We start from the raw sequence: 14,874 nt of genomic DNA on the forward strand, positions 1-14,874 counted from the left end.
CGTGACATCACGTGCGCACCCGTCCTTCATACCGCGTCAGGCCCGTTCCGATGCAGCCACCGATACAGCACCGGCAACACCAACAACGTCAGCAGCGTAGACGAGACGATACCGCCGATCACCACGGTCGCCAGCGGACGCTGCACCTCAGAGCCGGCGCCGACGTTGAAGGCCATCGGCACGAAGCCGAGCGAGGCCACCAGCGCGGTCATCAGCACCGGGCGCAGACGGCCCAGGGCACCGTCGCGCACCGCCTGCGGCAACGGCATGCCGTGCTCGCGCAGGCTGCGCACGAAGCTGATCATCACCAGGCCGTTGAGCACCGCCACACCGGACAGCGCGATGAAGCCCACGCCGGCCGAGATCGACAACGGAATGCCGCGCAGGGCCAGCGCGAGCACGCCGCCGGTGAGCGCCAGCGGCACGCCACTGAACACGATGGCTGCATCCTTGACCGAGCCGAAGGCCCAGAACAGCAGTGCGAAGATGATCGCCAGCGTCACTGGCACCACGATCGACAGCCGCTGACTGGCCGAGATCAGCTGCTCGAAGCTGCCGCCGTACTCGATCCAGTAGCCGTTGGGCACCTGAACATCGCGCCCGATCGCCTGCTGCAGATCGCCGACGAACCCGCCGAGGTCGCGGTCACGCACGTTGGCGGTGACCACGATCCGGCGCTTGCCGTTTTCGCGGTTGATCTGGTTCGGTCCTTCGCTGTTGCTCAGCGTCGCCAGCTCACGCAGCGGCACGGTGCGTGCACTGCCGCTGGTCCAGCTGCCGGTGCGGCTGGACTCATCCGCGTCATCAGCCAGCGCCGTCTCCAGCGACACCGGCAGGTCCGCCAGCGCAGCCGGGTCCTGGCGCAGCGCCTCGGGCAGGCGCACCACGATGTCGAAGCGGCGGTCACCCTCGAACAATTGCCCTGCCACCTGCCCACCCACCGCGGTGGCCACAGTCGACTGCACCTGGCCGGGATTCAAGCCATACCCGGCCAATGCAGTGCGGTTGGGGGTGACGGTCAGCAACGGCAGGCCGCTGGTCTCCTCCACCCGCACATCCGCCGCGCCCGGCACCGTGCCGGCTACCGCCGCGATGCGCTTGCCGACCGACAGCAGCGTCTCCAGGTCATCGCCGAACAGCATCACCGCCACGTCGGCACGCACGCCGGAGATCAGTTCGTTGGTGCGCATCTGGATCGGCTGGGTGAACTCGTAGTTGTTGCCGGGCAGCTGCTCGACCGCTTCCTCCAGCTCGGCCAGCAGTGCCGCACGCGATTTGCGTGGATCCGGCCAGGCCTTGCGCGGTTTCATCATGATGAAGGTATCAGCGACCGATGGCGGCATCGGATCGGAGGCGACCTCCGGCGTGCCGATCTTGGAGAACACCTTGTCCACCTCGGCGAACTGCACCAGCCGGTTCTCGATCTGCTTCTGCATCTCGATCGACTGGGTCAGGCTGGTCCCGGGGATGCGCATGGCGTGCATGGCGACATCGCCTTCGTCCAGGTTCGGCACGAACTCGCTGCCCAGCCGCGTGGCCAGCAGGCCGCAGCCGATCACCAGCACCAGCGCACCCCCTACCATCCAGCGGCCGCGACGCAGCGCGAAGGCCAGCATCGGCTCGTAGCGCCGGCGCACCCAGGCCATCAGGCGGTTTTCCTTCTCCTGCACACGGCCACCGAGGAACAGCGCGATCGCGGCGGGTACGAAGGTCAGTGCCAGCACCATCGCACCGGTCAAGGCCAGCACCACGGTGATCGCCATCGGGTGGAACATTTTTCCTTCCACGCCGGTGAGCGCGAAGATCGGCAGGTACACCGCGGTGATGATGCCCAGCCCGAACAGGCTCGGGCGGATCACCTCGGCGGTGGCGCTGGCGGTTTCGGCGAAGCGTTCATCGCGGGTCATGTCGCGGCCGAGTGCGTGCTGGCGTTCGCCGAAGCGGCGCAGGCAGTTCTCGATGATGATCACCGCCCCGTCGACGATCAGGCCGAAATCCAGCGCACCCAGACTCATCAGGTTGGCCGAGACGCCGCCACGGGCCATGCCGGTCAGCGTGAACAGCATCGCCAGCGGAATCACCGCCGCGGTGATCAACGCCGCGCGGAAGTTGCCGAGCAGCAGGAACAGCACCACGATCACCAGCAAGGCGCCTTCGATCAGGTTCTTGGCGACCGTTGCGATGGTGCGGTCGACCAGCGCGGTGCGGTCGTAGCTGGCGGTGACGGTGACGCCCTCCGGCAGACTGGCCTGCGCCTGCTGCAGACGCGCCGCCGCAGCCTGGGCCACATCGCGGCTGTTGGCGCCGATCAGCATCACCACCGTGCCCATCACCACTTCATGGCCGTTCTGGGTGGCCGCACCACTGCGCAGCTCCGGTCCGTCCTGCACCTGGGCGACGTCGTGCACGTGGATCGGCACGCCTTCACGGCGGGCCAGCACGATGTTGCCGATCTCCTCCAGGTTGGCGACCTGGCCGGGAATGCGGACCAGGAACTGCTGGCCGTTGCGTTCGATGTAGCCGGCGCCGACGTTCTGGTTGTTGGCCTCCACCGCCTGCGCCACGTCCTCCAAGGTAAAGCCCAGCGCGCGCAGGCGTGCCGGATCCGGGGTGATGTGCACCTGGCGCTGGAAGCCACCGATGGTGTTGACCTCGGTCACGCCGGGCACGTTGCGCAGCTGCGGCCGGATCACCCAGTCCTGCAGGGTGCGCAGGTCGGTGGCGGTGTACGCCGTGCCATCGGCCTTGCGCGCGTTGGGATCGGCGTCGATGGTGTACATGAAGATCTCGCCGAGGCCGGTCGAGATCGGTCCCAGCTGCGGATCCAGGCCGTCGGGAATCTGCGATTTGACCTGCTGCAGGCGTTCGGCGACCTGCTGGCGCGCGAAGTAGATGTCGGTGCCGTCCTTGAAGACCACGGTCACCTGCGAGAGCCCGTAGCGCGACAGCGAGCGTGCCTGCTCCATCGCCGGCAGGCCGGCCATCACCGTTTCCACCGGATAGGTGATGCGCTGTTCGGTCTCCAGCGGCGAGTAGCCGGGGGCGGCGGTATTGATCTGCACCTGGACATTGGTGATGTCCGGCGTGGCGTCGATCGGCAGCCGGGTAAAACTCCAGCTGCCGATGACGATCAACACCAACGTCAGGGCCATCATCAACCAGCGATGGGCGATGGCGGCGCGGATGATGCGCTCAAGCATGGGGGCGCCCTCCGGATGCGGGGCGTGGCGAGAGGTCAATGTTCATGCGATGCCCCTGCCTTGCCGATGTCGGCCTTGACCACGTAGCTCTGCTCGACCACGACGTCTTCGCCGACGGTCAGGCCACTGAGTACTTCCACCTTGCCCGCATCGCGCGCACCCAGGGTCACCGCACGCGCGGTATAGGTATCGCCTTCGCGCACGAACACCACGTCCCTGCCGTCCATCGTCTGCAGTGCGCTCAGCGGCACCACCTGCGCAGCCGGCGTGGTGGCCACCACGATGCGCGCCTTGACCGCGGCACCGGGCCGCCATTGGCCGTCGTCGTTGCGCAGCGTGGCGCGGGCGACCGTGCTCTGGCTGGCGGTCGCGGTGCCGGGCAGCACGCGTTCCAGCGTGGTGGCCTGGCTGACGCCGTCGGTCATGCGCGACACGGTGACCGGCACGCCGGCGGTGATGTGCTGGGTGTCATTGCCGAAGATATGCAGGTCCACCCACAACGTGGACAGATCACCGATCTCGAACAACGGCGTGCCCTCGCCCGCCACCCCACCGACCTGCGCCTGGCGCGCGAGCACCACGCCACCGATTGGTGCCGTCACGGTGTAGGTGGTCAGGCTCAGATTGCTCTCGATGCTGGCCAGCACCTGACCAGCACGCACGCGGTCGCCGACATTGGCGCGCAGCGAACGGATCGGGCCGGGGAAGCGCGCCATCACCTGGGCGACGCGGCCATCGACCGGGGTCAGCAGGCCCTGCACGTCGTGCTCGTCGGCGATGGTGCCGGCCACGACCGGTGCCACGCGGATGCCCGCCTGTTCGGCCATGGCCGCGGTGATGGTGGTGCGTTCCGGGGCATCGTGATCGTCATGATCATCGTCATGCCCGGCCTCGCCATGGCCGGCATCCGTGCCGGCCGGTTTGGCGGGCGCCGCAGCGGGCTCAGCGCCGCCGCAGCCGGTGAGCGCCATCAGCGCGATCAACAGGCTGGCGGCCAGCGCGGTACGGGTCAGGGAAAGCGTCATCGGCGGTCCTCCGTGGACACGGTGTCGGTAGCGGCGACCATGCTCTGGCCGGTCAGGCGCTGGATTTCGATCAGGGCGGTCTGTGCGGCGATGGCCGCTTCGAGCTGGCGCTGGCGTGCGTCGATCCGCATCGCCTGCAGCTGGGCCCATTCCATGTAACTGATCGCGCCGGCACGCCATGCCTTCTCGGCGGCGTTCTCGGCACGCTGCAGCTGCGGCAGCATGTCGCGCGCCATGCGGGTGACTTCCAGACGCGAGGTCAGGTAGCGGCCATGCGCTTCAGCGAGCGTGGCGTACAGCTGCAGCGCGCGCGCGTCGCGCTCCACACTGTTGAGCGCCAGTTCGGCCTCGGCGGCACGGATCTCCGGGTCGGCACGGCGCACACTGCCCAGCGGCAGGCTGAAACCGGCGACCAGGGAGGTGTCGCGGGTATCGCGCGCATTGCGCACGCCCACCTGCCAGCTGACATCGGGCCGTGCCTGGGTGCGGGCCAGCTGCACCTGCGCTTCGCGGATGCGGCGCTCACCGGCCAGCACCGCCAGTTCCGGGGTGCGCTGCAGTTCTTCGGCGAGCACGGCGAAGTCCTGCAGCGCGGGCAGCTGCATCGGGTCGCCGGTGACCACGTCGAAACCGGGCTCGCGCTGGCGCCACAGTGCTGACAGCGCCGCACGCGCGGACTGATCCATCTGCCGGGCGCGATCGCGGTCCAGCTCGGCCTGAGCCTGCATCGCCTGCGCGGTCAGCAGCACCGACTCGGGCGAGGCACCGGCCTGCAGGCGCAGCCGCGCGGCGGCGACGGCGCGCCTGCGCTGCTCGATATCGGTCTCGGCGATGCGCAGCTGCTGGCGCGCGTCGGTCACGGCCAGATAGCGGCGGGCGACCTCGGCCATCAGATCCAGACGCGCGGTTTCGCGCTGCGGGGCCAGGCTGTCCAGGTTGGCCTGGGCCACGGCGCGGCGGGCATCCAGCTTGCCGCCGCGTTCCAGCACGCCGGCCAGGGTGACGGTGACTTCGGCGGCATCGAAGCCACGGGCGTCACCGCTGCCGAGTGCATTCTCCAGCTCCACGCCCACGGTCAAAGGGGGCGACAGGCCGGCCGCGTCACGGCGGGCTTCCCACACGGGGCGCTGGGCCTGCGCCAGGCGCAGGTCGGGGTGGTACTGGGCGACGCGCGCGATGGCGTCGTCGAGGGTCAAAGGTGCAGCAGGTGTCGTGCCCTGTGCGTACACGCACGGCACGAACGCAATGGCAGCCAAAGCTGCCAGACGCATCCACATGGGAGTCTCCAGAAAGCGAACAGATGGCAAACGGCGGCACGCGGCCGCAGGGCATCAGATCGCTATCGGAGGACGCAGCAGGTTCTCGGGCGGTTGGGTGCGCAGTTGCGCGATCAACCCGGCAGGCACGCCATGGCTGGGGGCTGCCGGCAGGCTCCAGGCCATCGCGGCCATCGGCAGCACGCCGCCGTGGCCATGGCAGTGACCGCAATGCACCAGGGCATGCAGCCAGTCGTCGTTGCCGTCGTCGTCGCCCGATACATCGGCGGCGGCGTCATCCAGGCTGCCATGCACGTCGCTGCTGTCCGCATGCACGCTCAGGTGGATGTCGGCCAGGGCCGAGGCCAGCGAACTGCCGAACACGCCCACACCGACCACCACCAGCATCAGCAGGCGGAGCAGCAGGGACGGACGCGGGCGGGCACGACGGAACATGGCCCGCAGGGTAGCCGGGCGTGAAGCCGTTACACAATCGCAGCCCGGCCGCTTGGTTCACGTTGGCCGGGGCCGGCGCGATGGCCGGCCCCGCGCACCTCAGCTGGCGGCGGCCTTGCGCTGGGCGATGAAGGCCTGGATCTGTTCCTCCAGCACCGGCAGCGGCACCGAGCCCTGGCTGAGCACGGCGTCGTGGAAGGCCTTGACGTCGAAACGGTCGCCCAGCTCCTGCTCGGCCTGCGCGCGCAGGCGCACGATCGCGATCTCGCCGAGCTTGTAGCTCAGCGCCTGGCCCGGCCAGGAGATGTAGCGGTCCACTTCGGTGGTCACTTCATGCTCGCTCAGCGCGGTGTGGTCGCGCAGGTAGGACAGCGCCTGCTCGCGGCTCCAGCCCTTGTGGTGCACGCCGGTATCGATCACCAGGCGCGCGGCGCGCCACATTTCGTAGGTGAGGCGGCCGAAATCCTCGTACGGGGTTTCGTAGATGCCCATCTCCACGCCGAGCTTCTCGCAGTACAGGCCCCACCCTTCGCCATAGGCGGAGATGTAGTTGTTGCGGCGGAACGCGGGCTGCTCGCCCTGCTCTGCCGCCAGCGCGCCCTGCAGGGCATGGCCCGGATCGGACTCATGCAGGGTCAGCGCGGGAAGGTTGTACAGCGGCCGCGCCGGCAGGTTGTAGGTGTTGAGCCAGTAGGTGCCCATGCCACCACGGCCGGCGGTCCAGAACGGGGCGATGTCCGGCGGCACCGGCACGATGGTGAAGCGCGCACGCGGCAGCGTCATGTACTTGCCGATCACACCATCCACGCGCTTGGAGATCCAGGCCGCACGGTGCAGCAGCTCGTCCGGGGTCTTGGCGTAGAACTGCGGATCGGTGCGCAGGAAGGTCAGGAACTCGGCGAAGCTGCCCTTGAACTCGACCTGCTTGATGATGCCGTTCATCTCGGCCTGGATACGCGCGACTTCCTTCAGGCCGATCTCGTGGATCTGCTGCGGGGTCAGGTCCAGCGTGGTGTATTCGTGGATCTGCTGCTTGTAGTACGCCTTGCCGCCCGGCATCGCCTCGGCGGCCAGGGTGGTGCGCGCCTGCGGCACGTACTCGCTGACGAAGAAGGTGCGCAACGTGCCGAACGCCGGCACCACGCTGCCGCCGATCGCCTGGCGGGCCTGTTCCTGCAGCTGTGCCTGCTCGGCAGCCGGGATGCTGGCCGGCAGCTTTTTGAACGGTGCGTACAGCGGCGACTGGGTCGGGTCCTTCAGCTCGGACACGGTGGCGATCGAGACCTCGCGGCCATCGAGCACCGCACGCGGCACGCTGAAACCGCGCTTGAGGCCGGCGCGCATGTTCTCGGTCTGCTGATCGAAGTAGCGCGGCACATCGTTCAGGCGTGCGATGTAGTTGCGGTAGTCCTGCGCGGTCTTCATCTCGCGCCGGGCCATGAAGGACAGGTTCGACCAGAACGAGGAATCCGCGTTGAACGGCATTTCGTAGGCGCGCAGGCGCACCTCGGCAGCCAGGTTGAACACCTGGTCGCGGTAGATCGCGTAGTTGATGCGGTTCTCGGCCGAAAGCGCCTTGGTGTCGACCTTGTCCAGCTGGGCCAGGACGTCGTCCCAGACCTTCAACCGGCCCTGCTGCGCAGCGGCACCGACATCGGGCATGCGGGTGGCGTTGGCCGGGCCGTCACCGTCTTCGCTGGCCTCACCGCCGCCGGCTTCGCGCCAGGCCCATTCCTTCTCGTAGATCGCGCGGAACTGCCCGTCGGCAGGGCTTTCAGTGGCCAGGCGGGCCGGGGCGGCAGCCGGGGCAGCCGGAGGAGCAGCCAGGGCAGCGCCGGCGGGAAGGGCCAGGGCGAGCAGCAGCGCAGCAACGAGCGGTGATTTCACGGTCAAGGGTTCCCGAGGGACGGCAAACCCCGATCATGGCACCAAGCCGCCGGGCGGTGCATGGATCAAAAGTCCTGCGCGACCCTAATGCGTCGCCTTGTCCCGCTTCCACCCGCGGTGCGCGATATCCAGCTTCAGGCTGTACAAGGCGGTGAAGGCCGGGAACAGGTTCTGCAGCACGCCCACCGAGTCCTGCTTGGCCGAGAACAGGAAGTAGCTCAGCGTCATCAGGCTGCCGACCACGCTCATGTACCAGAACAGGCGCGGGATCACCGGCTTGCCGGCGCGGCGCGAGGCGATGAACTGGACCAGCCAGCGGCCGCCGAACATCAGCGCGCCGGTATAGCCGATCAGCTTCCAGCCGGTCACATGCAGGCCGGTCCAGTACAACCAGGTGAGCGGCTGATCGAGCCAATGCAGTTCCATCAGCGTTCTTCCACGGCGGTGCGCTTGCTGCGCGTGATCAGCCAGGCCACCCCGCGCAGGTCGCGGATGCCGACCAGGGCACGGCCGAGATTGTTGTACTTGGACACGCCCGCGGTGCGGTGGCGGTGATTGACCGGCACGCTGGTCGTCTTCCAGCCGGCCCGCTGCATCAGCGCCGGCAGGTAGCGGTGCATGTGGTCGAAGTACGGCAACTCCAGGAACGCAGCGCGCTCGAACAGCTTGATGCCGCAGCCAGTATCGGGGGTATCGTCGCGCAGCATGCGCGCGCGGATCGCATTGGCCCACTTGCTGGCCCAGCGCTTGCTGCCCGAATCCTGGCGATTGACGCGCCAGCCGGCGAACAGCTTGACCTCGGTGGCGGCTGCGGCCCGTGCCGCGAGCAGCTTGGGGATGTCGGCCGGGTCGTTCTGGCCATCACCATCCAGGGTGGCGATCCACGGCGCGCGCGCGTGCTTGACGCCGTTGCGTACCGCGGTGCTCTGCCCGCTCTGGGTCACGTGGTGCAGCACCCGCAGCTCAGGCGCGGTGGCCTTCAGGGCCTGCAGCACCGCCAGGGTGTCGTCGCGCGAGTGGTCGTCGATGTAGACGATTTCGAAATCGATCTGCCCACGCAGTGCGGTGGTGATCTCGTTGATCAGGGGCGTGACGTTGTCGCGTTCATTGAAGACCGGGACGACGACCGACAACTGGGGTTGGCTCATGGTCGGGCTCTGCGAATGGCCAGGATCGAAAAAGAGCGCGCATTTTCCGCACCCGAGGTTATCCGAAGATGAATCGAGGCGTGTGTGTCAGGCGTGATCGCCGAAATAATCGCGGCACCAGGCCACCACCGGCGGCAGACCGCGCTCGATCGGCATGGCCGGCGCGTAGCCGAAAGCGTCATGCGCGCGGGTGGTATCGGCCATGGTGCGGACCATGTCGCCGGGCTGCATCGGCTTGTAGACCTTCTGCGCCGGGCGGCCGGCGGCCGCCTCGATGACCCCGATGAAGTGCTCGAGCTCGATCGGCGTGTGGTTGCCGAGGTTGAAGACGCGATGCGGCACGACCTCGCTGGACGGATGCGCCAGCGCGCCGAGGATACCTTCCACGATGTCGGAGACATGTGTGAAGTCGCGCTGCATTTTTCCGTCGTTGAAGACATCGATCGGGCGGCCGGCCAGCACCGCGCGCGAGAACAGCAGCGGTGCCATGTCCGGGCGGCCCCACGGGCCGTACACGGTGAAGAAGCGCAAGCCGGTGGCGTGCAGCCCGTACAGCTGGGCATAGGTGTAGGCCATCAGCTCGTTGGCGGCCTTGGTCGCGGCGTACAGCGAGCGCGGCTTGTCGATGCGCTGGTCTTCGGAGAACGGCGGGGTCGCCGAATCGCCGTATACCGAACTGCTGGAGGCGTACACCAGATGGGCCACACCGCGATGACGGCACAGCTCCAGCATGTTGACGAAGCCGGTCAGGTTGCTGTCGACGTAGGCATGCGGGTTCTCCAGGGAGTAACGCACGCCGGCCTGTGCGGCCAGGTGGATCACTCGGGTCGGCTGAATCTCATCGAACAGCGCGGCCAGGCCCTCGCGGTCGGTCAGGTCGAGCACGCGGATGTCGGCCTGCGGACACAGCGCGGCCACGCGATCGCGCTTGAGCTGCGGATCGTAGTAGTCGTTGTAGTTATCCAGGCCGACGACGCGCTCACCGCGCTCAAGCAGGGCCTTGCAGGTGTTGGCGCCGATGAAACCAGCCGCGCCGGTCACGAGAATCGTCATGGGGTCTGTCCGTCATGCAGCCACGTATCAATGCAGTGCGTTGCCGGGACGCACGCGTGGCGATCCGCGCGTCCCGGTGGCCCGCCTCACCAGAGGCTGAGCGGCGCTTCCTTGGCCAGGGGGGCCTTGCGTTCCTTGCTGAAATCCCACCACGGCCGCGGCGCCTCGCCCTGCATGAAGCGCAGCACCGACAGAAATACATCGATCACACAGGGGTCGTGCATCACCCCGGTGCGCAGACACAGCTGCGCGTACATGTCGTAGGCATCGCGACCGCGCAGATGCGCTGGCACGCGGATGCCGATCAGACGGAGATCTTTCTCACAGGCCGGCCCGACATTCGGCAGGTCGGTCAGACGCAACAGATGGTTGCGGTCGACCTTGGTGGGGTTCATTGGTTGGGGGAAATCCTCTGACGCCTGCGGGGGACTCAGCCCTTCTGTGCGCGAAGTCGGTCGAGCACGCCATCCAGCGTGTCCAGGTCGGTGTAATGGATGATCAGCTTGCCCTTGCCGCCACGGCCGTGGGCAATCGCCACGCGGGCACCCAGCGACTCGGACAACTCGGTTTCCAGCGAAGCGATATCGGCCTGCGGCGCGGCGGCGGTGGGCTTCTTGCGCAGCGCGCCGGGCACTTTGCCAGCAGCGAACTGCTGCGCGCGGTGTTCCACTTCGCGCACCGACCAGCCCTGGTCAGCCGCTTCCTGGGCCAGCTTGCTGGCCAGTTCCGGCGCCAGGGTGAGCAGCGCGCGGGCATGGCCCATTTCCAGCCGCCGGGTTTCCAGCAGCAGGCGGATGGCGATCGGCAGCTCCAGCAGGCGCAGCAGGTTGGACACCGCCGCACGCGAGCGGCCGACGGCCTGGGCGGCCTCGGCGTGGGTCAGAGCGAATTCGCTGATCAGCCGCTGCAGGGCTTCGGCTTCTTCGAGCGGGTTGAGGTCTTCGCGCTGGATGTTCTCGATCAGCGCCATCGCGATGACGGTGCGGTCTTCCAGTTCGCGCACCACCACCGGCACTTCATCCAGACCGGCCAGCTGCGAGGCACGCCAGCGGCGTTCGCCGGCCACGATCTCGAAGCTGTCCGCGCCAAGCTGACGGACCAGGATCGGCTGGATCACGCCCTGCGCCTTGATCGACTCGGCCAGCTCGGCAAGCTTGGTCTCGTCCATGTCGCGGCGTGGCTGGTACTTGCCCGGCTGCAGATGACCGACCGGCAGCTTGCGCAGGCGTTCACCCGGCAGGGGTTCGACCACGGCCGCCGCCTGCACCTGTGTCACCGCCCCCTTGGGCCCCAACAGCGCGTCGAGGCCACGGCCGAGGCCGCGTTTCTTGCCGAGGGCAGGCTTGGTGCTCATCAGGCGGTCTCCATGGCCTTGTCGGCCTTCTTGCGTTGGTTGTTGCGACGGATGATCTCGCCGGCCAGGCCGAGATAGGCAACGCCACCGCGCGAGGCACGGTCGTACCCGACGATGCTCTGGCCATGGCTGGGCGCCTCGGCCAGGCGCACGTTGCGCGGCACGATGGTGCGGAACACCTGCTCGCCGAAGTGCTCGGTCAGCTCGGCCGACACGGCATTGGCCAGGTTGTTGCGCACATCGAACATGGTCCGCAGCACACCCTCGATCTCCAGCGCGGGATTGAGGTTGGCGCGCAGCGCTTCGATGGTTTCCACCAGCGCGCTCAGGCCTTCCAGCGCGTAGTACTCGCACTGCATCGGCACGATCACCGAATCGGCGGCGGCCAGCGCGTTGAGCGTCAGCAGCGACAGCGCCGGCGGGCAATCGATCAGGATGTAGTCGTATTCGTCGCGGATCGGGGCCAGCGCGCGCTTGAGGCGCTGCTCGCGCTCGCTCTGGTCCATCAGCTGGATCTCGGCGGCGGTCAGGTCGATGTTGCCCGGGAGCAGGTCGAAACCTTCCGGGGTCTTGACCCGGACCTCGGCCGCGGTGCTTTCGCCCAGCAGCAGATCACAGGTGGAGGCGGCGACTTCGCGCTTGTCCACGCCGCTGCCCATGGTCGCATTGCCTTGGGAATCGAGGTCGACAAGAAGCACGCGCTTGGGTGCAGCAGCCAGGGAGGCGGCCAGATTGACGGCGGTCGTGGTCTTGCCGACGCCACCTTTCTGGTTGGCGATGGCGATGATGCGGGCCATGCGGGTGAGCCTCATCGGCAGGGAGTGGGACTGGTCATTATGCGTATATGGGGCGTGTCATGCACTGTGAGATGCGCGGCAGGCACGCGCCGCAATGCCGCAGCGACGCCCACGGGCACGCCGACGGCGCCACCTGAGGCCACCGCAGGAGCGGACCGGAACGCTGCTGGGGCGGGCGCTGCGCTCGCCGAGGTCACCGGCTCACGGGCCGGTAACCACCACCAGATGGCGCTCGCCGGTCAATCCGGGGACGCTCAGCGGCACCACCTTCTCCACCGCCCAGCCGGCCGGCAGCTGCGCGATCTCGTCGTGCGGGTACACGCCTTTCATGGCCAGCAGGCGGCCGCCCGGGCGCAGCAGATGCCCGCCAACCCGGATGATCCCGGCCAGGGTATCCATCGCGCGGGCGGTCAAATGGTCGTAGGCGGCCGGTTCGGCCAGCGCCTCGGCGCGCGACTCGGCCACGCGGGCATTGCCCAGGCCCAGCTGGCGCACAGCCTCGCGCATGAAGCGGGCCTTCTTGCCGTTGCTCTCGACCAGGGTCACCTGCAGCTGCGGGCGCGCGATCGCCAGCGGGATGCCCGGCAGCCCGGGGCCGGTACCCAGATCGGCCAGGGTGCCGGTCTCCAGGTACGGCTGCATCGCCAGCGAATCGAGCAGATGGCGGGTGACCATCTCCAGCGGGTCGCGGATGGCGGTCAGGTTGTAGGTGCGATTCCAGCGGTCGAGCAGGGTCAGGTAGGTCAGCAGCGGCGGTGCCAGCGCGGCATCCAGCTGCATGGCGGCCAAGCCGCGCTCAAGCGCGTCGGCCACGCCAGCGGGGAGGGTGTGTTCTGTCATGGCACCATTATCGCAGGTCGGTAGTGCCGACCGTTGGTCGGCCCCATCTCACATCGCATGCCAGGCCAGCGCCGCGCGGAAATCATCGGCCGCCTGCCACTCGTGCAGGTGCCAGCGCTCGGCCGGCCCCAGTTCCGGATCGCACCAGGCCAGGTGCAGGCCACCATCGACGCCCGGCGCGAGCTGCAGCCGGTGCAGACCGAAGGAGATGCCCTGCCCCTGTGCCTTCAACAGCGCTTCCTTGGCGCACCACACGCGGAAGAACCAATGGTTGCGGGCGTTCTCGTCCAGCGATTCCAGCCAGGCGATCTCGGCCGGGTGGAAGAAGCGCTGCACGATTTCCAGCATCCGTGGGCGCGGGCGCAGCGGCTCCAGGTCCACGCCGAGGCGGACGCCTTCACCGAGGGCGACCAGCAGCTGCCCGTGGCTGTGGCTCCAGCCGGTGCCGATATGCGCCAACGGGCCATGCAGCTCTGGCCGGCCGCGCGGGTCGCGCTGCAGCGGCAGTCTCTCGGGGCTGCCACCCAGCTGTTCGGCCAGCAACACCCGCGCCTGCGGCTCGCCACGGGTGCCGGGCACGTGCGGCAGGCGCCAGACGGTGACCGGGCCGAAGCGCCAAGGGCCGTCCAACGTCGCCGGCAGGGTCATGCCACGGCTCCGCCATCGCGGCTGCACGACGATTTCACAGGGTGTGCCGTCCACTGCAGGGGTTGCAACCGCACAGAGGGAGTCAACGTTATGGGCATCATCATCTGGTTGATCGTCGGCGGCATCGTGGGCTGGCTTGCCAGCATCATCATGAAGCGGGACGCGCAGCAAGGCATCATCCTCAACATCGTGGTCGGCATCGTCGGCGCATTGCTGGCCGGTTGGCTGTTCGGCGGTGGCATCAATGAAGCGATCACCATCCGCACGTTCCTGTTCTCGTTGATCGGCGCAGTGATCCTGCTCGCGATCGTGAATCTGTTTACGCGCAGAAACGTGCGGTAACAAACGCACGTACCCCGTTTGATCAACAAGGCCCGGCACTGCCGGGCCTTGTTGTATGTGGGCTCAGCCCAACTGCACCCAGGCCGGGGCATGGTCGCTGGGGCGCTCCCAAGTACGCGGCTCACGGTCGATGCCCGAGGCCAGCGCGCGCGCCTTGAGCGCGTCGGAGACGAGGGTCAGGTCGATGCGCAGGCCGAGGTTGCGACGGAAGCCGGCCGCCCGGTAGTCCCACCAGCTGAACACGCCCTCTTCCTCGCTGTGCAGGCGGAAGGCATCGTGCAGGCCCAGCTGCAGCAGCTTGTTCAGGGCGCCGCGCTCGGCGGTGGAGGTCAGGATGTGGTTCTCGTTCCAGACCAGCGGGTCGTGCACGTCGCGGGCATCGGGCGCGATGTTGAAGTCACCCATCACCACCAGCTCCGGGTACCGGGCCAGCTCGGCCTCGACCCAGGCATGCACGGCCTCGAGCCAGCGCAGCTTGTAGGCGTACTTGTCGGTGCCCACGTCCTGGCCGTTGACCACGTACAGGTTGATGATGCGCACGCCGTTGACGGTACCGGCGATGGCACGCTTCTGTTCATCCTCGAAGCCGGGGATGCCGATCTGCACGTCCTGCGCCGGCTCGCGCGAGAGCAGCGCGACGCCGTTGTAGGTCTTCTGCCCGGCAAACACGCTGCGGTAGCCCAGCCCGGCCAGCACCGCGTCGGGGAACTTGTGGTCCTCCATCTTGGTTTCCTGGATGCCGACCACATCCGGCGCGAACGCCGTGAGCCATTGTTCCAGGTGCGGCAGGCGCACGTTGAGCGAGTTGACGTTCCAGGAGGCGATTTTCATGCGGGCATTCTACCGGTAGCCCCCCCCCCTTGGTCGG

General features: G+C 68.0%; 15 protein-coding genes. 1 reads left to right on the forward strand and 14 read right to left on the reverse strand.

The genetic code is table 11. The features are described from left to right. Window positions 1–26: 26 nt before the first annotated feature. The 13 genes from ACE026_RS11520 to ACE026_RS11580 form a co-directional block, all read right to left on the reverse strand. Window positions 27–3,200 carry an efflux RND transporter permease subunit gene (locus ACE026_RS11520; protein WP_486039103.1) on the reverse strand — a complete coding sequence of 1,058 codons (3,174 nt, stop codon included), beginning with the start codon at window positions 3,198–3,200 and terminating at the stop codon, window positions 27–29. Window positions 3,201–3,235: 35 nt separating this feature from the next. Further along, window positions 3,236–4,225, reverse strand: a complete 990-nt coding sequence (locus ACE026_RS11525; protein WP_486039104.1) for an efflux RND transporter periplasmic adaptor subunit — start codon at window positions 4,223–4,225, stop codon at window positions 3,236–3,238. Further along, window positions 4,222–5,502, reverse strand: coding sequence for a TolC family protein (locus tag ACE026_RS11530; protein WP_486039105.1), 1,281 nt, complete (start codon window positions 5,500–5,502; stop codon window positions 4,222–4,224). The genes ACE026_RS11525 and ACE026_RS11530 overlap by 4 nt, the downstream gene beginning before the upstream one ends. A 54-nt stretch (window positions 5,503–5,556) precedes the next feature. Beyond that, complete coding sequence (locus ACE026_RS11535) at window positions 5,557–5,937, reverse strand: DUF2946 family protein (RefSeq protein WP_486039106.1); 381 nt, start codon at window positions 5,935–5,937, stop codon at window positions 5,557–5,559. Between the two features lie 99 nt (window positions 5,938–6,036). Further along, window positions 6,037–7,824, reverse strand: a complete 1,788-nt coding sequence (locus ACE026_RS11540; protein WP_486039107.1) for a DUF885 domain-containing protein — start codon at window positions 7,822–7,824, stop codon at window positions 6,037–6,039. A gap of 84 nt (window positions 7,825–7,908) precedes the next feature. Continuing rightward, window positions 7,909–8,250, reverse strand: a complete 342-nt coding sequence (locus ACE026_RS11545; RefSeq protein ID WP_346473034.1) for a lipid-A-disaccharide synthase N-terminal domain-containing protein — start codon at window positions 8,248–8,250, stop codon at window positions 7,909–7,911. Beyond that, window positions 8,250–8,972, reverse strand: a complete 723-nt coding sequence (locus ACE026_RS11550) for a glycosyltransferase family 2 protein (protein ID WP_486039108.1) — start codon at window positions 8,970–8,972, stop codon at window positions 8,250–8,252. The genes ACE026_RS11545 and ACE026_RS11550 overlap by 1 nt, the downstream gene beginning before the upstream one ends. 87 nt (window positions 8,973–9,059) lie before the next feature. Next, the gene (locus ACE026_RS11555; protein ID WP_486039109.1) at window positions 9,060–10,025 is read right to left on the reverse strand and encodes an SDR family NAD(P)-dependent oxidoreductase; all 966 of its coding nucleotides are present in this window, start codon (window positions 10,023–10,025) and stop codon (window positions 9,060–9,062) included. Between the two features lie 86 nt (window positions 10,026–10,111). Then, a complete protein-coding gene (locus ACE026_RS11560; RefSeq protein WP_486039110.1) occupies window positions 10,112–10,420 on the reverse strand; it encodes a helix-hairpin-helix domain-containing protein in 309 nt (102 codons plus the stop codon). A 35-nt stretch (window positions 10,421–10,455) separates the two neighbouring features. Beyond that, a complete protein-coding gene (locus ACE026_RS11565; protein WP_121040956.1) occupies window positions 10,456–11,379 on the reverse strand; it encodes a ParB/RepB/Spo0J family partition protein in 924 nt (307 codons plus the stop codon). Next, window positions 11,379–12,176, reverse strand: a complete 798-nt coding sequence (locus tag ACE026_RS11570) for a ParA family protein (protein WP_019185613.1) — start codon at window positions 12,174–12,176, stop codon at window positions 11,379–11,381. The genes ACE026_RS11565 and ACE026_RS11570 overlap by 1 nt, the downstream gene beginning before the upstream one ends. A gap of 201 nt (window positions 12,177–12,377) precedes the next feature. Beyond that, on the reverse strand, window positions 12,378–13,016 hold the full coding sequence (gene rsmG, locus ACE026_RS11575) for a 16S rRNA (guanine(527)-N(7))-methyltransferase RsmG (RefSeq protein ID WP_313211912.1): 639 nt from the start codon (window positions 13,014–13,016) through the stop codon (window positions 12,378–12,380). A 48-nt stretch (window positions 13,017–13,064) separates the two neighbouring features. Continuing rightward, complete coding sequence (locus tag ACE026_RS11580) at window positions 13,065–13,664, reverse strand: 4'-phosphopantetheinyl transferase family protein (protein WP_486039111.1); 600 nt, start codon at window positions 13,662–13,664, stop codon at window positions 13,065–13,067. A gap of 90 nt (window positions 13,665–13,754) precedes the next feature. Here ACE026_RS11580 and ACE026_RS11585 point away from each other — a divergent pair, with 90 nt between their 5' ends. Beyond that, a complete protein-coding gene (locus ACE026_RS11585) occupies window positions 13,755–14,006 on the forward strand; it encodes a GlsB/YeaQ/YmgE family stress response membrane protein (protein ID WP_123729793.1) in 252 nt (83 codons plus the stop codon). 63 nt (window positions 14,007–14,069) lie between these two features. Here the strand turns inward: ACE026_RS11585 and xth are convergent, their stop codons facing one another. Beyond that, the gene (gene xth / locus ACE026_RS11590) at window positions 14,070–14,837 is read right to left on the reverse strand and encodes an exodeoxyribonuclease III (protein ID WP_088432299.1); all 768 of its coding nucleotides are present in this window, start codon (window positions 14,835–14,837) and stop codon (window positions 14,070–14,072) included. Window positions 14,838–14,874: the final 37 nt, after the last annotated feature.

Source organism: Stenotrophomonas sp. AGC87, from assembly GCF_057333975.1.